19 protein-coding genes are annotated in these 21,474 nt (G+C 62.0%); 7 read left to right on the forward strand and 12 right to left on the reverse strand.

All coding sequences use genetic code 11. From position 1 onward, the window contains the following. Positions 1–4: 4 nt before the first annotated feature. The 6 genes from F759_RS0120530 to F759_RS0120555 form a co-directional block, all read right to left on the reverse strand. Positions 5–778, reverse strand: a complete 774-nt coding sequence (locus F759_RS0120530) for an ABC transporter ATP-binding protein (protein WP_027801533.1) — start codon at positions 776–778, stop codon at positions 5–7. 21 nt (positions 779–799) lie between these two features. Continuing rightward, complete coding sequence (locus tag F759_RS0120535; RefSeq protein WP_027801534.1) at positions 800–1,969, reverse strand: ABC transporter permease subunit; 1,170 nt, start codon at positions 1,967–1,969, stop codon at positions 800–802. Between the two features lie 22 nt (positions 1,970–1,991). Further along, entirely contained in the window at positions 1,992–2,942 is a 951-nt protein-coding gene (locus F759_RS0120540; RefSeq protein WP_013340266.1) for a branched-chain amino acid ABC transporter permease, read from the reverse strand. A gap of 229 nt (positions 2,943–3,171) precedes the next feature. After that, complete coding sequence (locus F759_RS0120545; protein WP_027801535.1) at positions 3,172–4,371, reverse strand: branched-chain amino acid ABC transporter substrate-binding protein; 1,200 nt, start codon at positions 4,369–4,371, stop codon at positions 3,172–3,174. A 537-nt stretch (positions 4,372–4,908) separates the two neighbouring features. Next, entirely contained in the window at positions 4,909–5,868 is a 960-nt protein-coding gene (gene ispH / locus F759_RS0120550; protein ID WP_027801536.1) for a 4-hydroxy-3-methylbut-2-enyl diphosphate reductase, read from the reverse strand. A gap of 2 nt (positions 5,869–5,870) precedes the next feature. Then, a complete protein-coding gene (locus F759_RS0120555) occupies positions 5,871–6,326 on the reverse strand; it encodes an FKBP-type peptidyl-prolyl cis-trans isomerase (RefSeq protein ID WP_027801537.1) in 456 nt (151 codons plus the stop codon). 176 nt (positions 6,327–6,502) lie between these two features. On the opposite strand from F759_RS0120555, the gene radC reads away from it, so the two are divergent. From radC to nadB, 4 genes are all read left to right on the forward strand, one after another. Then, the gene (gene radC, locus F759_RS0120565) at positions 6,503–7,267 is read left to right on the forward strand and encodes a RadC family protein (RefSeq protein ID WP_027801538.1); all 765 of its coding nucleotides are present in this window, start codon (positions 6,503–6,505) and stop codon (positions 7,265–7,267) included. A 282-nt stretch (positions 7,268–7,549) separates the two neighbouring features. After that, on the forward strand, positions 7,550–7,783 hold the full coding sequence (gene rpmB / locus F759_RS0120575) for a 50S ribosomal protein L28 (protein WP_027801539.1): 234 nt from the start codon (positions 7,550–7,552) through the stop codon (positions 7,781–7,783). A 10-nt stretch (positions 7,784–7,793) separates the two neighbouring features. Next, positions 7,794–7,961: a 50S ribosomal protein L33 gene (gene rpmG, locus F759_RS0120580; RefSeq protein ID WP_006050116.1), complete on the forward strand. Its 168-nt coding sequence runs from the start codon at positions 7,794–7,796 to the stop codon at positions 7,959–7,961. Positions 7,962–8,198: 237 nt separating this feature from the next. Then, the gene (gene nadB, locus F759_RS0120585) at positions 8,199–9,797 is read left to right on the forward strand and encodes an L-aspartate oxidase (RefSeq protein WP_027801540.1); all 1,599 of its coding nucleotides are present in this window, start codon (positions 8,199–8,201) and stop codon (positions 9,795–9,797) included. A 75-nt stretch (positions 9,798–9,872) separates the two neighbouring features. Here nadB and nadC read toward each other — a convergent pair whose 3' ends face one another. From nadC to purN, 6 genes are all read right to left on the reverse strand, one after another. Beyond that, positions 9,873–10,802: a carboxylating nicotinate-nucleotide diphosphorylase gene (nadC, locus tag F759_RS0120590; RefSeq protein WP_027801541.1), complete on the reverse strand. Its 930-nt coding sequence runs from the start codon at positions 10,800–10,802 to the stop codon at positions 9,873–9,875. Next, a complete protein-coding gene (gene nadA / locus F759_RS0120595) occupies positions 10,802–11,941 on the reverse strand; it encodes a quinolinate synthase NadA (RefSeq protein ID WP_027801542.1) in 1,140 nt (379 codons plus the stop codon). The genes nadC and nadA overlap by 1 nt, the downstream gene beginning before the upstream one ends. A 127-nt stretch (positions 11,942–12,068) precedes the next feature. Further along, entirely contained in the window at positions 12,069–13,265 is a 1,197-nt protein-coding gene (locus F759_RS0120600; RefSeq protein ID WP_027801543.1) for a DesA family fatty acid desaturase, read from the reverse strand. A gap of 202 nt (positions 13,266–13,467) precedes the next feature. Further along, positions 13,468–14,841 (reverse strand): mechanosensitive ion channel family protein, encoded by a 1,374-nt coding sequence (locus F759_RS0120605; protein ID WP_027801544.1) that lies wholly within the window; start codon positions 14,839–14,841, stop codon positions 13,468–13,470. 69 nt (positions 14,842–14,910) lie between these two features. Continuing rightward, complete coding sequence (locus F759_RS0120610; protein WP_027801545.1) at positions 14,911–16,170, reverse strand: RsmB/NOP family class I SAM-dependent RNA methyltransferase; 1,260 nt, start codon at positions 16,168–16,170, stop codon at positions 14,911–14,913. Further along, the gene (gene purN, locus F759_RS0120615) at positions 16,167–16,820 is read right to left on the reverse strand and encodes a phosphoribosylglycinamide formyltransferase (protein ID WP_027801546.1); all 654 of its coding nucleotides are present in this window, start codon (positions 16,818–16,820) and stop codon (positions 16,167–16,169) included. Before purN ends, F759_RS0120610 begins: the two co-directional genes overlap by 4 nt. 116 nt (positions 16,821–16,936) lie before the next feature. On the opposite strand from purN, the gene F759_RS0120620 reads away from it, so the two are divergent. The 3 genes from F759_RS0120620 to lspA all read left to right on the forward strand — a co-directional run bounded on the left by F759_RS0120620 (position 16,937) and on the right by lspA (position 21,456). After that, entirely contained in the window at positions 16,937–17,932 is a 996-nt protein-coding gene (locus F759_RS0120620; RefSeq protein WP_027801547.1) for a bifunctional riboflavin kinase/FAD synthetase, read from the forward strand. Positions 17,933–18,100: 168 nt separating this feature from the next. Continuing rightward, the gene (gene ileS, locus F759_RS0120625) at positions 18,101–20,938 is read left to right on the forward strand and encodes an isoleucine--tRNA ligase (RefSeq protein WP_027801548.1); all 2,838 of its coding nucleotides are present in this window, start codon (positions 18,101–18,103) and stop codon (positions 20,936–20,938) included. Positions 20,939–20,949: 11 nt separating this feature from the next. Beyond that, on the forward strand, positions 20,950–21,456 hold the full coding sequence (gene lspA, locus F759_RS0120630; RefSeq protein ID WP_209440503.1) for a signal peptidase II: 507 nt from the start codon (positions 20,950–20,952) through the stop codon (positions 21,454–21,456). Positions 21,457–21,474: the final 18 nt, after the last annotated feature.

The following is a 21,474-nucleotide window of genomic DNA, read 5'->3' on the forward strand; positions in this document are numbered from 1 at the left end:
GACATCAGTGGACTCCCGCACCCAGATAAGCTTCGATCACCTTCGGATCCTTCTGCACGTCTTGCGGCAGACCTTGCGCAATCACCTTGCCGTAGTCGAGCACCGTCATCTGGTTGCACAGACCCATCACGAGTTTCACGTCGTGCTCGATCAGCAGGATGGTCTTGCCGTCCGCGCGGATCTTGTCGAGTAGTCGCGTGAGCTCGACCTTCTCCGTTGCGTTCATGCCGGCAGCGGGTTCGTCGAGCGCGAGCAGCTTCGGATCGGTTGCGAGCGCGCGCGCAATTTCAAGGCGGCGCTGGTGGCCATACGACAGGTTGCGCGACGTGTAGTCCGCGTACTGCGCAATGCCGACATACTCCAGCAATTCGATCGCACGCTCCTTGATCTCACGCTCTTCCTTGCGTTCGGCCGGCGTCTGAAACACCGCGCCGAGCAGACCGTGCTTCGTGCGCACGTGCCGGCCGACCATCACGTTTTCCAGCGCGGTCATGCCGCCGAAAAGACGAATGTTCTGGAACGTGCGCGCGATACCGGCCTTCGCCACCTGATAGACCGCGGTCGGCGTGTAGTTCGTGCCGTCGAGCTTGAAGTCGCCCGAATCGGGCGTGTACAGGCCCGTGATCACGTTGAAGAAAGTCGTCTTGCCGGCGCCGTTCGGGCCGATCAGACCGTAAATCTGGCCAGCCTTGATTTCGAGGCCGACGTCGGATAATGCCTGCAAACCGCCGAAGCGCTTGTTGACGCCTTTCACCGACAGTCGAATGTTATCGCTCATGTTTTTTCTCCCAGCCGGTGCTTACGCGCGCACCGGCTTCTTGCCGGAACGCTTCGACAGTTTCGCGATCTTGTCTTCGTGCTTCGGCGAAGGCCACAGGCCTTCCGAGCGGTACAGCATGATCAGCACCATCGCGAGTGCGTAGACCAGCTGACGGATCACTTCCGTGTCGACGATTTCATGACCGAAGAGCATGTGCTGCAGCGGACCCATCGTCGAGCGCAGGAATTCGGGCAGCACGGCGAGCAGCACCGCGCCGAGAATCACGCCCGGAATGTGGCCCATGCCGCCCAGCACCACGCACGCCAGCACCACGATCGACTCCGGCAGCGTGAACGATTCCGGCGACACGAAGCCCTGGAACGCGCCGAACATCGCGCCCGACAGGCCGCCGAACGACGCGCCCATCGCGAACGCAAGCAGCTTCACGTTACGCGTGTTGATGCCCATTGCCTTGGCGGCGATTTCGTCTTCGCGAATGGCGGCCCATGCACGGCCGATACGCGAGTGCTGCAAACGCGTACACACCCAGATCACGAGCAGCGCTGCGAGCACGAACAGGTAGTAATACGAGTACACCGATGGGAACTGGAAGCCGAACAGCGAATGTGTCTGTGCGAGGCTGAAGTCGCCGAGGTGCGCCGGATCGATGCCGGTAATGCCCTTCGGGCCATTGGTGATGTTCACCGGACGGTCGAGGTTGTTCAGGAAGATCCGCACGATTTCCCCGAAGCCCAACGTCACGATGGCGAGGTAGTCGCCACGCAGACGCAGCGTCGGTGCCCCGAGTATCACGCCGAAGAAGGCAGCCACCGCCATCGCGCACGGCAGGATCAGAAGGAACGGAACGTGCAGCCCGTTCGGCGCGAGATGCGCGATCCACTCGAACTGCGACGACAGATGCGGCGAAGACAACAGCGCCGCCGTGTACGCGCCCACCGCGTAGAACGCGATGTAGCCCAGGTCGAGCAGGCCGGCGAAGCCGACCACCACATTGAGGCCGAGCGCGAGCATTACGTACAGCATCGCGAAGTCGAGCACACGAACCCAGTAGTTGCCACCGGCGGTGCCGATGATCATCGGCGCGGCGATCACGAAGACCGCCGTGATGATGCCGACGGTCAGCGTCTTCGCCAGGTTCTTCTCGGGAATGAGCGTCGTGGACGGCTCGATCGGTTGAATTGAGGTCATTTGGTTTACTCCTTGGCCTGGATCAAGCGCGATCCGCAACGCGTTCGCCGAGCAGACCCGACGGACGGAACACCAGCACGATGATCAGCACGATGAACGCAAACACGTCCTGATAGTTACTGCCGAACACACCACCGGTCAGGTTGCCGATATAGCCGGCGCCCAACTGTTCGATCAGCCCCAGAATCACGCCGCCGACCATCGCGCCGCCGAGATTGCCGATACCGCCGAGCACCGCTGCGGTAAAGGCCTTCAGGCCGGGGATGAAGCCCATATAGAAGTGCGCATTGCCGTATTCGGACGCGATCATCACGCCGGCGAGCGCGGCAAGCGCCGAGCCGATCATGAAGGTGGCCGAGATCACGAAGTTCGGGTTCACGCCCATCAGCGAGGCAACGCCGGGATTCTCGGCGATGGCGCGCATCGCGCGACCGAGCTTGGTCTTGTGCACGAGCAGCAGCAGACCTGCCATCACGAGGAACGCGACGACGATGATCACGATTTCAGTCATCGAGATCACGGCGCCAGGCGTCGTGTCCGTGGCCTTGATCACGTTCAGCGGATCGGTGGGCAGAAGCTGGGGGAACGGCAGCGGGTTGCGCGACCAGATCATCATGGCGAGCGTTTGCAGCAGGATCGACACGCCGATCGCGGTGATCAGCGGAGCGAGACGCGGCGCCTTGCGCAGCGGCCGGTAGGCCACGCGTTCGATCGTGTAGCCGACCACCGCGCATACCACGGCGGCGATTGCCAGCGCGATGCAAAGCGTCGGCACATTGCCTAAGCCAGGGAAGTGATTCTGTAGCACACCTATGGCGGAGAGCGCGACCATCGCGCCCACCATCAACACATCGCCGTGAGCGAAGTTGATGATGCCGAGAATGCCGTAAACCATCGTATAGCCCAGTGCGATGATGGCATAAACGCTGCCCAGCACCAGTCCGTTTAGGATCTGCTGGATGAAGATATCCATTTAATGCTCCTTAGCCCGTGCGACTGGATTCGCGCTCTTCATCAGCCGGTGGGCGGTGATGCGTCACGCAATCTCAACGGCACTGCGGGTACTGATGTAAAAGACCGGTAAGGGTTTATCCGCCGCCGGTTCGCCCAGACGACTGGGTCACAGTCGCAGGCTCGCCTTCAGCGGATGCAAAAACGGCACCGTTGGGTGGTTCGGTGCCGTCAGGCTGAACGTTCCGTCATTACATCTTCACGACGTCGAGAACCGCTTTTTTGCCGTCCTTGAAGTCGTAAAGCGTAATGGCGCCCTCTTTCAAATCACCCTTGTCGTCGAACGCGATGCGGCCGATTACCCCGTTGTAATCGGTGGACGGCATCGCAGCCAGCACCTTGGGCGCTTCGATCGAATTAGCGCGCTTCATTGCATCGACAATCACGTACACAGCGTCATACGTGAACGGTGCGTAAATCTGCACCGGCGTGTGGAAGCGGTCCAAGTACTTCTTCTCGAAGTCCGCTCCCCTGTCCATTTTCGAAAGCGCGAGTCCCGCTTCCGAACAGACCAGGTTTTGCACGGCGGTTCCCGCCAGCTCACCCACCTTGTCGGTACACACGCCGTCGCCGCCAAGGATTTTTGCCCTGATACCGAGCGCCGCCGCCTGCTTGGCAAACGGCCCGCCCGTCGCGTCCATGCCGCCGAACATGATGGCGTCCGGATGAACACTTTTGATCTTCGTGAGGATGGCCCGGAAATCCGTGGCCCGGTCGTTCGTCGCTTCACGCGCGACGATCTTCGCTCCGTTCGCCTCCACGGTCTTCGCGAATTCGTCCGCGAGCCCCTTACCGTAGGCGGTCGCATCGTCCACTACGGCGATGCGTTTGGCGCCCAGCGCCTTCGTGGCGTAATTGGCGAGCGCCGGACCTTGCTGCGCGTCGGTGGCGACGACGCGGTAGGTCGTCTTGAAACCCTGCTGCGTGTACGCCGGATTCGTCGACGACGGCGAGATCTGCACGATGCTCGCATCGCTATAAATCTTCGAAGCCGGAATCGACACTCCCGAATTCAGGTGACCGACGACGGCCACCACGTGATCGTCCACCAGCTTCTGCGCGACCGCCGTACCCGCTTTCGGATCGGCGGCATCGTCCTGGGCGTCCAGCTGCAAGTCGATCTTGTGGCCGTCGATTGTCAGGCCCTGCGCATTGATTTCCTCGACCGCGAGACGCGCGCCGTTTTCGTTGTCCTTGCCCAGATGCGCGATGCCGCCCGTCAGCGGGGCTGCATGGCCGATCTTCACGACGATTGCTTCGCTTGCCGGCGCGGACGCCGCTACTGCCGCCGATGCACCTGCTCCCGCCTCGCCATCCTGTTTTTTGCCGCACGCGGTCAGCATCGCGACCGCGGCCGCGATGGACACGGCGTAAGCAAACTTGACTCGCATTAAATAGGTCTCCCGCGCCTTGCAAAATCTATTGTTCGGGACCCTAAGGCCTTGAGAACGCGCGCATTGTAACTCCAATTTTGCGACGGGCAATATTGTTGAATCGGCAGGGTTTTCCTGCATTGCAACCGTATTTTGAGACCTCCTCCAAGCGAAAGGCGCAACCAGGTTGCGACTGTTTTTCGTGCATCAGTTGCACCGGCGTGGAATGCAATCGCATCAAGTGTTGCAGGCAAGGCCCCGGAAGCCCGGCCCCACTTGCTGTTTCGCTTAAGTCATATCTAGTCCGAGCGCGCGCGACGTCAGCACCATTTTAGTGCGCCAACATTATTCGGAGACGGATGTGCGCGTAAAAAATGGGGACACGTCGCTTCCAACTTAATTAAAGGACCGATCAGATTTCATAAAATTGACGCTTGCAGGAGAGGAAAAGGCACCGCAGCGCGTGATGTGGCACTTTTTATTCGAGCCTTCTCCGGGATCGCGGACAAAAAAAACGCGCCCGCAGGCGCGCCGTTCTCGTCGATCAGGTGTCGCTCAAGCCGGCAGGCCCAAGCCCCGCGGCAGCGGAAACGCGATGTTTTCTTCGATGCCCTCGAGCGCGCGCACATTGCGCACGCCCAGTTCGCGCAAGCGGGCGATCACAGCCTGCGCCAGCACCTCCGGAGCCGACGCGCCGGCAGTCACGCCGATCCGGCGCTTGCCCTTGACCCATGACGGATCGATCTGGTCCGGCGAGTCCACCATATACGAAGGCACGCCAAGTTTTTCCGCCAACTCGCGCAACCGGTTGGAGTTCGAACTGTTCGGGCTGCCGACCACGATCACCACGTCGCACTGCGGCGCCATGAACTTCACGGCGTCCTGGCGGTTTTGCGTGGCGTAACAGATGTCCTGCTTCTTCGGCTCGCGGATAGACGGATATTTGGCCTTCAAAGCGCCGATGATTTCCGCCGCGTCGTCGACCGACAGCGTGGTCTGCGTGACGAACGCGATCCGCTCCGGGTCGGCCAGTTGCAGCGCCTGCACGTCTTCGATGTCTTCGACGAGGTGCATGCCCTCGCCCGCCTGGCCCATCGTACCTTCCACTTCCGGATGGCCCTTGTGACCGATCATCACGATGTCGAAGCCGTCCTGGCGCATCTTCGCGACCTCGATGTGCACCTTGGTCACGAGCGGACACGTGGCGTCGTAGACGCGCAGCCCGCGCGACTCCGCCTCGCTGCGCACCGCTTTCGAGACACCGTGCGCGCTAAAGATGACCGTGTTGCCGGCGGGCACCTCTTCCAGCCGCTCGATGAAAATCGCGCCTTTCTTGCGCAGATCTTCAACGACGTAGACGTTATGGACGATTTCGTGGCGCACGTAGATCGGCGAACCGTGCAGCTTGATGGCACGTTCCACGATCTCGATAGCCCGATCGACGCCGGCACAGAACCCGCGCGGCTGCGCCAGCAGGATCTCGGTTTCGGCAAGGGTCGTATCCGCGATGCTCATGTTTACAGAATCCCGATGATTTTCACTTCGAACGCCAGCGCCTGGCCGGCAAGCGGGTGGTTGAAATCGAACAGGGCCGACGTTTCGTTGACTTCTTTCAGAACGCCGGCGTAGCGGCCGCCACCCGGCGCGTTGAATTCGACCAGGTCGCCTGGCGAAAAATCCTCGCCGATCATGCTGTTTTCCCGCAGCGTGGCCAGAGACACGCGCTGGATCAACTCCGGATTGCGCGGCCCGAACGCGACGCCGGGGGCTAGCTGAAAGGTCGAGTGGTGGCCGACCTTCAAACCCATCAGAATGTCTTCCAGCGGCGGCGCGAGCTGGCCCGCGCCGAGCAGCAGCGTGGCGGGCTTGTCGTTAAACGTATTGATGACTTCGGCGCCATCGGCAAGGGAAAGCCGGTAGTGAAGCGTCACGTGTGAACCGGACTTCACTTCGGAAATGTCGATGATGCTCATGCAATGCTCGCTCAGTCGAAGCGCGCTCTCACGCGTGCGCCGCAGCGCAGCCGACGCGTGTGGCAAACCGTCGGCGTGCCGTGCGCAAAGCGTCTATTGTAAGCCACATGGCGGGCCTCGGCTTGCGTCCATCGCGCGCACGGGCCCGGAACCCCAAGCGGAGGAATTGTCTGTATATGTCTGATTATGCGTCCACAATCGACCAACCAACGTTGGATATCGCTCGTTCGCCGCCGCCTGCCCCTCCTTCCGCGACGGCCCGATTGCGCCGAAGGCGTAAATGGCCCAAATCCGATATGCCGCGCGAGCGGCTGATCGACCTGGGCCCCGGCGTGCTGTCGGACACCGAGATGATCGTGCTCGTGCTGGGCTCCGGCCTGCCAGGTCATGATGTGTTCAGTGTGGCGCGCGAGCTGCTCGACCGCTTCGGCTCGCTGCGGGCAATGCTCGACGCCACCTACACGGATTTCGACGGACTGCGGGGCATGGGGCCCGCAAAGAAAGCGCAACTGCTCGCGATCATGGAAATGGCACGCCGCGCGCTTGTCGACAAAATGCGCCGCCGCTCGCTGATGAATTCACCGGAAGCCGTCGAAAACTACCTGCGCCTCCTGATCGGCGGACGTCCGCAGGAGGTGTTCGTGTCGCTGTTTCTGGACGCGCGGCACCGGCTGATCCGCAGCGAGGAAAGCGCGCGGGGCACGCTCACGCGCATGGCGGTGTATCCGCGCGAAATCGTGCGGCGCGCGCTGACGCTCAATGCGGCAAGCCTGATCGTCGCCCATAACCATCCGTCGGGCGCCGTGCGGCCGAGCGCGAGCGACTGCAGCCTGACGCGCACACTGCGCGAAGCACTGGCGTTAATCGACGTTCAACTCGTCGATCATCTGGTAATCGGCTCGGACAGCGTATACTCGTTCGCCCGCGACGGCTGGCCATGACGCCGATCGGCCGCGCCAATGCGCCTGCGCAGCGGGCCTTGGCACGGCACGAAAAAAGCATGAACGACGAAGGAAAACGCGCTGCGCCGTGTCGTGCCACCGCAAATAAGGTTTGATTTTGCGGCTTTTTTTCTGCTAGAATTCCGGTTTGCCTATTTCCAACCCCCTGTTCCGAAGCCACCAAGGCGTTCCGGAAAGGATACGTGCCTGATTTCAGCGCGACTCTTTTCGGGAAACTTTCACGGCGTTCGAACTCAGAATTAGCGTATTAGGAGTGCTCTCATGGCACGCGTATGCCAAGTAACTGGGAAAGCGCCGATGAGCGGCAACAACGTTTCCCACGCGAATAACAAAACCAAGCGCCGGTTCCTGCCGAACCTGCAAAACCGCCGTATTTGGGTGGAAAGCGAAAACCGTTGGGTGCGTCTGCGTATTTCGAACGCCGGCCTGCGCCTGATCGACAAGAACGGTATCGACGCTGTGCTCGCAAACTTGCGCGCACGCGGTGAAGCCTAAGGAGTAAATCATGGCGAAAGGCGCACGCGACAAGATCAAGCTGGAATCGACCGCAGGCACGGGTCACTTCTACACGACGACGAAGAACAAACGCAACATGCCGGAAAAGATGCTGATCAAGAAGTTTGATCCGGTCGTCCGTAAGCACGTTGACTACAAGGAAACCAAGATCAAATAAGTCTTGGCTCCTGCCGCCTGACGACGGCAAGACATACAAAAAGCCTCGCATTCGTGCGAGGCTTTTTTTGTTTCTGGCTTATCAAAACAGCCCACTCCTGATCGCCATTTTGCGCGATAGCAGTCCTATATCGTTCAGCCAACTTTCCGTCGACCGTCGCGGCGCGTATCCTTTCTCGTTTTGGCAGCGCGTGAATGGCACGCTGTCACAGCAAAACGAAAGACGGAGATGCAAGCGATGGAATTCGATGTGGCAATTGTCGGTAGCGGCCTGGCGGGACTGAGCGTCGCGCTCAATCTCGCGCAGACGCGGCGGGTTGCGGTGATCGCCAAGCGGTCGATGACCGAAGGTGCAAGCGATTGGGCGCAAGGCGGCATCGCTGCGGTGCTCGATTCCGCGGACAGCATCGAAAATCATGTGCGGGACACGCTGATTGCGGGCGGCGGCCTCTGCGACGAAGCCGCGACGCGCTTCATCGTCGAGCACGGGCGCGCGGCGATCGAATGGCTGATCGAACAGGGCGTGCCATTCACTAAGGACGACGCAGCGGAACTCGGCTTCCATCTGACTCGAGAAGGCGGCCATAGTCATCGGCGGATAATTCATGCGGCGGATGCGACGGGCCACGCGGTGGTCGCAACGCTGAGCGAGCGTGTGCGCCAGCATCCGAACATCACGTTGCTCGAAGATCACTGCGCAATCGACCTGATCACGTCCGACCGGCTGGGACTGCCCGGCCGCCGTTGTCATGGCCTGTATGCGCTCGATGTGCAAAGCGGACGCACCGTCACAATCGAAGCGCCGCACACAGTGCTCGCCACCGGCGGCGCCGGCAAGGTCTATCTGTACACCACCAATCCCGATACCGCGACGGGCGACGGCATCGCAATAGCTTGGCGCGCAGGCTGCCGCGTGTCGAACATGGAGTTCATCCAGTTCCACCCCACCTGCCTGTTCCACCCGTACGCCAAGTCGTTTCTGATCTCGGAGGCCGTGCGCGGCGAAGGTGGCGTTCTGAAACTGCCGGACGGCACGCGTTTCATGCCGAATCACGATGAACGCGCCGAACTGGCGCCGCGCGACATCGTCGCGCGGGCGATCGACTTCGAGATCAAGAAGCGCGGCATCGATTGCGTATATCTGGACATCAGCCATCAACCGGCCGATTTCCTCCGCGAGCATTTTCCGACGATCATGGCCCGTTGCCTCGAATTCGGCATCGACATCACGAAGGAAGCCATTCCCGTGGTGCCGGCGGCGCACTATACGTGCGGCGGCGTGGTGACCGACCTGGCGGGCCGGACCGACCTCGCGGGGCTTTATGCAGTCGGCGAAACGTCTTGCACCGGATTGCATGGCGCAAACCGTCTCGCCAGCAATTCGCTGCTGGAATGTCTAGTGATTGGCCGTTCGGCAGCATGCGCGATCGAGGAAGAAGGCTTTAGTGCAGCGGTCCACGCACCCCTGCCCGATTGGGACGAAAGCCGCGTTTCGGACCCCGACGAAGAAGTGGTCGTCGCGCACAACTGGGACGAGCTTCGCCGGCTCATGTGGAACTACGTCGGCATTGTGCGCACGGACAAGCGGCTCGCGCGCGCCAAACACCGGCTCGCGCTACTGCGTGACGAGATTCACGAGTACTACGCGAACTTCAAGGTAAGCCGCGACTTGCTCGAGTTGCGTAATCTGGTTGACGTGGCGTCGTTGATCGTCGAGGGCGCGCGCTCCAGGCGCGAAAGCCGCGGCCTGCACTTCAGCCGCGACTGGCCGGCAACGCTGCCTAAAGCGCTGCCAACCGTGCTTTCGCCCGAGCATGTGCGCAACCGCAACGTGTGATGTGAATCGGAACGCCATCGCCGGCTGGCAAGCCTGCGATGGCGTTTCATAAAAGGCAATCGCTCGAAACTTGCGTCAGACGATTCGCAACGAGTAGTCAGTCGCCCGCACGTCTTTCGTCAGGGCGCCGATCGATACCCGGTCGACGCCTGTTTCCGCGATAGTCCGCACCGTTTCGAAGTTCACTCCGCCCGACACTTCGAGCACGGCGCGCCCGGCTGTGATGCGCACTGCCTCACGCATTGCATCGAACGAAAAATTGTCCAGCAGGATGGATCGCGCACGATGCGCCAATGCGGTTTCCAACTGCTTGAGCGTTTCGACCTCGATCTGGATAGAGACACCTGCGTTGAGCGCAAGCGCCGCACCCATCGCCGCGCCGACCCCACCAGCGGCAGCAATGTGGTTTTCCTTGATCAGAATGCCGTCGTACAAAGCGAGGCGTTGATTCGCTCCGCCGCCCACGCGCACCGCGTATTTCTGCGCGAGCCGCAAGCCAGGCAGGGTCTTGCGCGTATCCAGGACGCGCGTGCGCGTATGGGCGATCGCGTCGACATACCGGCGCGTTGCGCTCGCCACGCCTGATAGAAGCTGTAGAAAGTTGAGCGCGTTGCGTTCGGCGGTGAGCAGCGCACGGACCGGTCCGCGCAGTTCGCACACCGGCGTGTCCGCAGCCATGCGATCGCCCTCACCGTAGAGCCACTGCGCCTCGATCCGCGAGTCCACTTGCTGCATTACTGCGTTGAACCACGGCACGCCGCACAACACCGCGTCCTCCCGGACGATGACGCGTGCGTTGCGCACTTCATCGGCAGGGACGAGACGGCCGGTTTGGTCGCCCGCGCCGATGTCTTCCGCAAGCGCGTCGGCTACGTTGCGTGCGAGCGCTGCGTCGAAGGCCGCGCCGTACTGCGTATGGATCTCCGCGAAAAGCGGCGACGCCGCTCCCGCCTGGCTGTATGAAACCAAGCGGGGCTCTGCCGAACTCTGCACCGCGGCGTTCATCAGGCGGCTCCCACGTTGGCATACAACTGCGCGTCGCGCGTCAGATCGCCGCTTGCCTGCACGCGCTTCTTGTGACGCGCCGCAAAGTCGAGCATGCGATCGATCGGTACTCGTGCCCGCTCACCAATAGCACGTTCGACGAAAATCTCGTTGTGGCCGCGCTCCAGGACATCGGCGAGATTCGCGAGGCCGTTCATGGCCATCCACGGGCAGTGCGCGCAGCTCTTGCATGTCGCGCTGTTGCCGGCTGTAGGCGCGGCAATCAACGTCTTGCCGGGCGCGGCGAGTTGCATCTTGTGCAGGATGCCGAGGTCCGTCGCCACGATGAAGTGCGTCGCGTCCAATTTCTGCGCAGCATCGATCAACTGAGTGGTGGAACCCACGACATCCGCTTGCGCAACCACGTTGGCCGGAGATTCCGGATGCACCAGCACCTTCGCGCCCGGATACTCGGCGCGCAGCAAATCGAGCTCAATTCCTTTGAATTCGTCGTGCACGAGACACGAGCCCTGCCACATCAGCATGTCAGCGCCGGTCTTGGTCTGGATGTAACCGCCGAGGTGCCGATCCGGTGCCCAAATGAGCTTTTCGCCGTGCGCGTGCAGGTCGGCTACGATCTCAAGTCCAATCGACGAGGTCACCATCCAGTCCGCGCGGGCCTTCACCGCCGCGCTTGTATTCGCATAGACGACCACCGTGCGATCCGGGTGAGCGTCGCAGAAAGCCGAGAATTCATCGACGGGGCAGCCGAGATCCAGCGAACATGTCGCGTCGAGATCCGGCATCAGAATGCGCTTGTCCGAGCTCAAAATTTTAGCCGTCTCGCCCATGAAACGCACGCCGGCCACCACCAGGGTTTGGGCTTCGTGGTCGCGTCCAAAGCGGGCCATTTCGAGCGAATCGGCCACGCAGCCACCGGTTTCGTCGGCAAGCTCCTGCAGTTCGGCATCGACATAGTAGTGGGCGACGAGCACGGCCTTCTCGCGCTTGAGCAATGCGCGAATGCGCTCTTTCAGCGCCACTTTTTCCTGCGCCGACGGCATGTCGGGCACCTTCGCCCACGCCTGTCCGATCCCGCACGATGTGCCTTGCGCCTGCGGCCGGTCGTATTCGACGGTCCTGATCGCCTGCTGATCCATGATCTCCTCTGCCCTCGCTCTGCCGCCGTAGACTGCGAAACGCCTCATGCCAATTCCACGGCCCAAAAAGCAAAACCCCGCCAACGCGGGGTTTTGTGACGTAACGAAATTTTAATGGATTTCGTGGTCAAGCATAGCGGCGCAGTCGCATCGCGAATTCCTGCAGCGTTTTAATGCCGCTAGCTTCAGCGCGATGACACCAGTCCTGCAACTGAACGAGCAACTGATCACGGGACGCGTTCGAACGCTCCCACATTGCCGCAAGTTCGTTGCGCATGTCGATGTAGGTCTTCAGCTTCTGGCTGTTCGCAAAGATTTGCGGCAACAGACGCTTCTGCGGCTCGTCCAACCCGGCTTCTTCCTTATGGAACCAGCCGCGCGCGCTGCGCATGACCTGATATTTCTCACGCGCACCGACTTCCTTCAGATGCGCGAGTTCTTGGCGATACGCACGCTTGAGCGCCTTGCCGTAGCGCGCCATCACTTCGTAGCGGTTGGCCAGCACGGCCTGCAACGTGTCCTCGTCGGGCACCAGTTTGCCCGTAGTCAGACGCGGAGTAGGCGCGATCTTCTTAACTTTCGCGAGGCGAAACGCCGACATGATGCGGATGTACATCCAACCGATGTCGAACTCGTACCACTTGTTCGACAGCTTCGCCGACGTCGCATACGTGTGGTGATTGTTGTGCAACTCTTCTCCGCCGATGATGATGCCCCACGGGAAAATGTTCGTGCTGGCGTCCGACGAGTTGAAGTTGCGATAGCCCCAGAAGTGCGCGAGACCGTTGACCACGCCGGCCGCCCAGAACGGAATCCACACCATCTGCACAGCCCAGATAGTCAGGCCGACCACGCCGAACAGCGCGACGTTCAGCACCATCATCAGGCTCACGCCCAGAATCGGGTACTTTGTGTAGACGTTGCGTTCCATCCAGTCATTCGGCGTGCCGTGACTGAACTTGCGCATCGTTTCTTCGTTTTTGGCTTCGGTGCGATACAGTTCCGCGCCTTCGAGCAGCACCTTCCAGATGCCGCGCGTTTGCGGGCTGTGCGGATCTTCTTCCGTCTCACACTTGGCGTGGTGCTTACGGTGGATGGCCGCCCATTGCCCAGTCAGCATGCCGGTGGTCATCCACAGCCAGAACCGGAAAAAATGACTGACGACAGGGTGCAACTCCAGCGCGCGGTGCGCCTGGCAGCGGTGCAGATAAACCGTCACGCCGATGATCGTGACGTGCGTCACGGCCAACGTGAACAGAACAAGTTGCCACCACGAGAAGCGCATCAGACCGTGGGCAAGGAAATCGAGCAAAGAATTCAACAAGGCAATTTACCTGTGGAACGAGAGACACGAGACACCCGCGAACCGCGTGTGTCAAGAAAGTGAAAGCATACAGCGGGATTGGACGATATTCTACTGGAAGCGTTCCAAGTGTTTGTAACAAATAGGGATTTTTTGTGCGGTATCAACGCGCAGAGCCCCGCACCAAGCCATTTTAGACTCGCCGCAGGCTTGCGAGTGCCCGTTAAATAGCGTTGTCCGCCTGATTCGCCGCCGCAGCGGTCACAGTTACCGACTGCGGGACGGCGCCGCCGACATTTGCAATATTGGCGACATTGCCCACGATCCGCACTTCGCGTTGCGCGAAGGGAATGGAGATGCCGTGTGCGGAGAAGAGCTGCCAGATATTGCGATTGACCGCCGAGCGCACCGCCGACGTGCCCGTTGCCGCATCGGCGATCCAGAAACCGAGTTCCAGATTGATGCCGTCGGCGCCGAATCCCGCCAGATACGGCGTCGGCGTGGGATCGGTCAGCACGCGCGGCACGCCGTCGGCGGCCTGGACGAGCAGCGCCATAGCCTGCTCGACGTCTGCGGTGTAGGCGATCTGTACCGCCGCCTTCGCATAACCGCGAGTCAGATATGACGACTGGTTCTGCACCACGTCGGTAATCAGCTTCTCGTTCGGAATCAGCGTTTCGATGCCGTCGAGACCGCGCACGACCGTGTAGCGGGTGCGGATCTGCGTGACCATGCCTTGCAGGCCGCTCACATTGATCGTGTCGCCGATTCGCAGCGACCGGTCGATCAGAATAATGAAGCCCGACACATAGTTGCTGGCGATCTTCTGCAAGCCGAAGCCGAGCCCCACGCCGAGCGCGCCGCCGAACACGCCGAGCACCGTGATGTCGATGCCCACGAGCGACAGGCTGATCAACACCGCCGCCAGCACGAAAGTCGCCCGGCCGACACGCGCCACCACGACCTTGAGATTCGCATCGAGCGTCGCGGCGCGCATCAGACGGTCTTCGAACGCCGAACCAAGCCACATCGCGACGATCATCGTCACGCACACCCACACCAGCCCCGTGACGAGCGAAAGCAGCGTCATGTGCGCGTTGGCGAGACGGAAATGCACGCTCGCCATCCATGCGATCACGTCATCCTGAATGCCCATCACGGTGAGCACCATCGCCACCCACACGACCAGCGAAACCATCTTTTCGACGAGGAAGAGCCACGCGTGCGTCTCGCCGTCGTGACTAAAAACCCGCCGCGCAAAGAAAAACACGATGTAAATCAGGCCGATGCCAAAGAGCGGCACCAACGCCAGATCGAGCAGCGACGTGTGGATGAACTGGCCCGCGATCGTCCGTGCGAGCCACACGAGCACGGCGCCGATCAGCGGGAAGAACGCACGGTTGAGGCTCTCCGCGCCGAAACGCAGCGTCTGGTACCGCGTCTGACGGCGCAAATCGAGCGCCCGGCGCAGCACGCGCGCGAGCAGCCACGCGAGCGCGAGCGTCGCGATCAGCACGCCCGCTTGCCAGAGCATGACGGGGTGACCGAAGTCGCGCGCGAGATCGCCGAACAGATGAGAAAAAATACGGTTTTGCATGATGTCGCCGGAATGGCCGGCTCGCGGTTCGGACAATCGATCCGCGAGCCGGCTGACAGACGGTCGCCCTTAGCTCTGGCGTTCGAGCACAGCGGCGAAGAAACCGTCGGTCGCGTGGCGGTGCGGCCAGAGCGACAGATAATCGCCCATTTCCAGGTCGATACGTTGTTCGGCCAGCACCTCACGCGCCGGCACCAGCGCAAAGTCCGGGTGATCCGCGAGGAATTGCTGCACGACCGCTTCGTTTTCCGCTTCCAGAATCGAGCACGTCGCATACACCAGGCGCCCGCCCTTTTTCACCAGACGCGACGCGCTCGCCAGAATCGACGCCTGCTTCGGCGCGAGTTCGGCAACCGACTCCGGCGACTGGCGCCACTTCAGGTCCGGATTACGGCGCAGCGTGCCTAAGCCGCTGCACGGCGCATCGACCAGCACGCGGTCGATCTTGCCGGCAAGCCGCTTGATCTTGGCGTCGTGTTCACTGTCGATCAGCACCGGATTCACGTTCGACAAACCGCTGCGCGCAAGGCGCGGCTTGAGCTTGGCCAGACGCCGCTCGGAGATGTCGAACGCGTACAGACGCCCGGTCGAGCGCATGGCCGCGCCCAGCGCCAGCGTCTTGCCGCCCGCGCCCGCGCAGAAGTCGACGATCATCTCGCCGCGCTTGGGCGCCACCAGCGAGCACAGCAACTGGCTGCCCTCGTCCTGCACTTCGACCCAACCCTGCTGGAACGCGTCGAGCTTAGTGAGCGGCGGCTTGCCGACCACTCGCACGCCGAACGGCGCGAACGGCATCGCGCCGCCTTCGATGCCGGCCTTCGACAGCGCGTTCAGCACGTCGTCGCGGCTCGCCTTGATCGGATTTGCGCGCAGGTCCAGAGGCGCTGGGTAGTTCAGCGCGGCGGCCAGTTGAGCCAGTTCCGCGGCTTCGAAACGCTTCGCAAGCGCCTGATAAATCCAGTCGGGCAGGTTCAGCCGAATCCGTAGCGGCAAACTTTCCGGGTCGATCATCGCGACGTGTTCGAGCCACTTCGACTCGGCGTCCGACACGAACGGTTTGAGCGCCGTGCGGCCGGCCGTCTGCATCAGGCCGAGCAAGGCCATGCGGCGGGCGGGGCTCCCCGCGCCGCTTTCGGCCAGATGCGCGAACTCCATCCGGCGGCGCAGCACCGCGAAAACCGCCTCGGCGATCACGCCGCGCTCGCCGTGCCCGAGCTTCGGATGCGCCCGAAAAAAGCGGCTCGTCGTGGCGTCGGCGGGGCCGTTCAGTCTTAGGACTTCAGCCAGCAAAGTCTCAGTTTGTCCAATCAAAAAACCATGCAATCTCATGCGCCCTCTCCGGCGGTGTGACCGGCAAAGAGCCATTGCGGCTCCGGCGGCGTAAGCGTGACACGCAGGCCGTCGAGAGCGAGACGCCCTTCGACGAACCAGCGCACCGCGCGTGGATAAATAATGTGTTCGGTCGCCAGCACGCGCTCGGCAAGCATGGCGGGCGTATCGCCGGTTTCGACGGGCACAGCCGATTGCGCGACGATCGGCCCATGATCGAGCCGCGAAGTGACGAAATGCACCGACGCGCCGTGTAGCCGCACGCCGGCATCGAGCGCCTGCTGATGCGTTTTGAGACCAGGAAAGCTTGGCAGCAGCGACGGGTGCACGTTCAGCATGCGCCCCGCATAGCGGTCGACGAAACCGTCCGTCAGCACGCGCATGAAGCCGGCGAGCGCGACGAGATCGGGCGAGAAACTATCGATTTGTTCGGCGAGCGCGGAGTCAAAACTGTCGCGATCGGGAAACTGGCGGTGATCGACCACCGCCGTGGCAATGCCGTGCGACGCCGCGAACGCAAGGCCCGCGGCATCCGGACGGTTGGCAATCACAGCGGCGACCTTAGCCGGCCAACCTTCGTCCGAACAGGCTCGAACGATGGCTTCCATGTTGCTTCCCCGCCCTGAAATCAGGATGACGAGTTTTTTCATGCGCGGATTTTATCATTCGAAGACACCCAAACCGCGACGCGCCGCCGTCCGCTGCGCCGAGCGTTTATAATCGTTTGTTTTGCGGCACCTCGCCCGCTCTATCCCGACGCGCTATCGTGAGAGTCTTCCGCGGTCTTCCCAACGCCGAAAGCCGTGCGCCCTGCGCACTGACCATCGGCAACTTCGACGGTGTCCACCGCGGCCATCAGGCGTTGCTCGCGCACGTGCGCGCGGCGGCCAACGCGCGCGGCCTGCCCGTCTGCGTGATGACCTTCGAGCCGCACCCGCGCGAGTTCTTCAATCCGGCCGGCGCGCCGCCGCGCATCGCGATGCTGCGCGACAAGCTCGAGGCGCTGCGCACCAACGGCGTGGACCGCGTCGTGGTGGAGCACTTCAATCACACGTTCGCGAGCCAGTCGCCGGATGCGTTTGTCGAACGGATCATCGTCAACGGGCTGCACGCGCGCTGGGTGATGATCGGCGACGACTTCCGCTATGGCGCAAAGCGTGCCGGCGACTTTGCGTCGCTAAAGGCGGCGGGCCAGCAATACGGTTTCGAAGTCGAACAAATGGCCACGGTCGCCGATCCGTCCGGCGCGCGTATTTCCAGCTCGGGCGTGCGCGCGGCGCTGGTAGCGGGCGATCTCGACGCGGCGCGCGCCGCGCTGGGCCGCGATTATCTGATCAGCGGCCACGTCGTGCACGGCATGAAGCTCGGCCGCGATCTCGGCTTTCCCACGCTCAATGTGCCGATTGCGCATAAGCGTCCGGCGCTTGCGGGCATTTTCGTCGTGCGCGTGCATGGCGTGGCGGATGAACCGCTGCCTGGCGTCGCGAGTCTCGGCCTGCGCCCCACCGTCGACGATTCCGGCCGTGTGCTGCTCGAAGTGCATCTGCTCGACTGGCACGGCGACGCATACGGCAAACTCGTGCGCGTCGAATTCCTGAAAAAGCTGCGTGACGAGGAAAAGTACGTCGACCTCGAAACGCTCACCGCCGCCATTGCGCGCGACGTCGCCAACGCGCGCGCATGGTTCGCGGCCGTTGGCGCGGGCACGCCGGGCAGTCGTTCCACCGGTTTCGCCACCTCGGCCACCGACCGAATTAGATAGTCGCCGCGGTTCCTGCGCGCGTTCGAATGCCGCATGGACCGCCGCTCCCGCGCATCGAAAGGCGTCCGTGCATCGCGCGACATGCCTGCCGGGCGCGCCCTACGCTCTCGCGCATCGTGCGCAACCCGCGCCTAGCTGCGCTTATAAAGAATTCACCGCGACCACATCATGAGCAACAAGAAAGCCGATTCGAAACCGCAGTCACGTTACCCGGTGAACCTGCTCGACACGCCGTTCCCCATGCGCGGCGACCTGCCCAAGCGTGAGCCGCAATGGGTGAAGGAATGGCAGGAGCGCAAGGTCTACGAGAAGATCCGCGCCGCCAGCAAAGGCCGCAAAAAGTTCATCCTGCACGACGGCCCGCCGTATGCAAACGGCGACATCCACCTCGGCCACGCGGTGAACAAGATCCTGAAGGACATGATCGTCAAGGCGCGCAACATGGCGGGCTTCGACGCGGTCTACGTGCCGGGCTGGGACTGCCACGGCATGCCGATCGAAATCCAGATCGAAAAGCAGTTCGGCAAGTCGCTGCCGGCCGCTGAAGTGATGCAGAAAGCGCGTGCTTACGCGACCGAGCAGATCGAGAAGCAGAAGGTCGGCTTCCGGCGTCTGGGCGTGCTCGGCGAGTGGGACAATCCGTACAAGACGATGAACTTCGCGAACGAAGCCGGCGAAATCCGCGCGCTCGCGAAGATCATGGAAAAGGGTTACGTGTTCCGCGGCCTCAAGCCGGTCAACTGGTGTTTCGACTGCGGCTCGGCGCTCGCTGAAGCGGAAGTCGAGTACAAGGACAAGACCGATCCGACCATCGACGTGCTGTTCACCTTCGCCGAGCCGGAAAAGACCGCGCAGGCGTTCGGCCTCAAAGCATTACCGCGCAACGAAGGCGGCATCGTGATCTGGACCACCACGCCGTGGACCATCCCCGCGAACCAGGCGCTCAACCTGCATCCGGAAATCGTCTATGCCCTGGTCGACACGGCACGCGGCCTGCTCATCCTCGCCGAAGAGCGCGTCGAAGCATGTCTGAAGACGTACGGCCTGGAAGGCTCGATCATCGCCACCACGCCGGGCGCGAAGCTCGTCACTCTGCGCTTCAATCATCCGCTCGCGTCCGCGCATCCGGGCTACAAGCGCACAGCGCCGGTCTACCTCGGCGACTATGTGACGACCGAAACGGGCACAGGCGTGGTGCACTCGTCGCCGGCTTACGGCGTGGAAGACTTCGTGTCGTGCAAGGCGCACGGCATGGCCGATTCGGACATCATCAACCCGGTGATGGGCGACGGCCGTTACATCGAATCGCTCGCGCTGTTCGGCGGCCTGTCGATCTGGGCGGCGAATCCGCAGATCGTCGAAGCGCTGCAAGGCGCCGGGTCGCTGTTGCGCACCGAGAAATACACGCACAGCTACATGCACTGCTGGCGCCACAAGACGCCGATCATCTATCGCGCGACGTCGCAGTGGTTTGCCGGCATGGACGTGAAGCCGAACGACACCGACAAGACACTGCGCGAAACGGCGCTCGCGGGCATCGAGAACACAGCGTTTTATCCGTCGTGGGGCAAGCAGCGGCTTTTCAGCATGATCGCGAACCGTCCTGACTGGACCCTCTCGCGCCAACGCCAATGGGGCGTGCCGATGGCGTTCTTCGTGCACAAGGAAACCGGTGAACTGCATCCGCGCACGCTGGAGTTGCTCGAGGAAGTCGCCAAGCGCGTCGAAGAAGCCGGTATCGAGGCGTGGCAAACGCTCGACCCGCGCGAACTGATCGGCGACGACGCCAATCTGTACGAAAAGAACCGCGACACGCTCGACGTGTGGTTCGATTCGGGCACCACGCATTGGCACGTGCTGCGCGGCTCGCATAAAGACGAACTGCAATTTCCGGCTGATTTGTATCTGGAAGGCTCGGACCAGCATCGTGGCTGGTTCCATTCGTCGCTGCTTACCGCGTCGATGCTCGACGGTCGTCCGCCGTATAACGCGCTCCTGACGCACGGCTTCACCGTCGACGGCGAAGGCCGCAAGATGAGCAAGTCGCTCGGCAACGGCATCGATCCACACGAAGTGGCGAATCGCCTCGGCGCGGAAATCATCCGCTTGTGGATCGCGTCGACCGATTATTCGGGCGAGCTCGCCATCTCCGAAGAAATCCTCAAGCGCGTGACGGAAGGCTATCGCCGCATTCGCAACACGCTGCGCTTTTTGCTCGCGAATCTGTCTGACTTCGACTTCGAAAAGAACGCGCGCCCGGTGGAAGACTGGCTCGAGATCGACCGCTACGCAGTGGCGCTGTCGGCGAACCTGCAAAACGACATCCTCTCGCACTACGACAAGTACGAGTTTCACCCGGTGGTCGCCAAGCTGCAGACGTTCTGCTCAGAAGATCTGGGCGGCTTCTATCTCGATGTGCTGAAGGATCGCCTGTACACCACGGCTGCGGATTCCGTCGCGCGCCGCTCGGCACAGACCGCGCTGTATCACATCGCCCAAGGCCTGCTGCGCCTGATGGCACCGTTCCTGTCGTTCACCGCCGAAGAAGCGTGGAAGGTGTTTCAGCCGAACAGCGAGACCATCTTCACCGAGACGTATCACGCGTTTCCGGCGGTGCCGGACGCCGGCATGCTGCTCGACAAATGGACGCTCTTGCGCGCTGCGCGCAGCGACGTCACGAAGGCGCTGGAAGAAGCGCGCGTTGCGAACCTGATCGGCTCTTCGTTGCAGGCGGAAGTGGAAATCCGCGCGAGCGGCGCACGTTATGACGCGCTGACGAGCCTCGGCGACGACCTGAAGTTCGTGCTGATCACGTCGGCCGCTACAGTCGTGAAGGTCGACAGCGAAGCCGAAGAAGGCGTCGAAGTGACCACGTCGAAGTATCTGAAATGCGAGCGCTGCTGGCACTATCGCGCGGATGTGGGCACGGACGCGGAACATCCCACACTGTGCGGCCGCTGCATCAGCAATCTGTTCGGCAACGGCGAAGCGAGGAGCGCGGCATAATGGCGAGAACCGTGTCGAAGACCACATCGAAAGCTTCAGCTGGAAACAGTTCGCTGGCGCCCTGGCTGGGCGTCGCGCTGATCGTGATCCTGTTCGATCAGTTGACGAAAATCGCGGTGCAAAAGGTGTTTGCCTACGGTGTCGCACATGAGGTCACGTCGTTCTTTAACTTGATCCTCGTGTACAACCGCGGCGCCGCATTCAGCTTCCTCGCGATGGCGGGCGGCTGGCAACGCTGGGCGTTCACGGCGCTTGGCGTCGTAGCCGCGCTGGTGATCTGCTATCTGCTGAAGCGCCACGGCGGGCAAAAGATGTTCTGCACCGCGCTTGCGCTGATTCTCGGCGGCGCGCTTGGCAATGTGATCGACCGGCTCGCGTACGGTCACGTGATCGACTTCCTCGATTTTCACGTGCGCACGTGGCACTGGCCGGCGTTCAACCTGGCCGACAGCGCGATCACGGTCGGCGCGATCCTGCTCGTGGTCGACGAATTGCGGCGCGTACGCGGCTCGCGCTAATGTCGCCTCGTCCGGAGG

Origin of the sequence: Paraburkholderia dilworthii (genome assembly GCF_000472525.1) — a bacterium.
In the GTDB taxonomy this organism is placed as follows: domain Bacteria; phylum Pseudomonadota; class Gammaproteobacteria; order Burkholderiales; family Burkholderiaceae; genus Paraburkholderia; species Paraburkholderia dilworthii.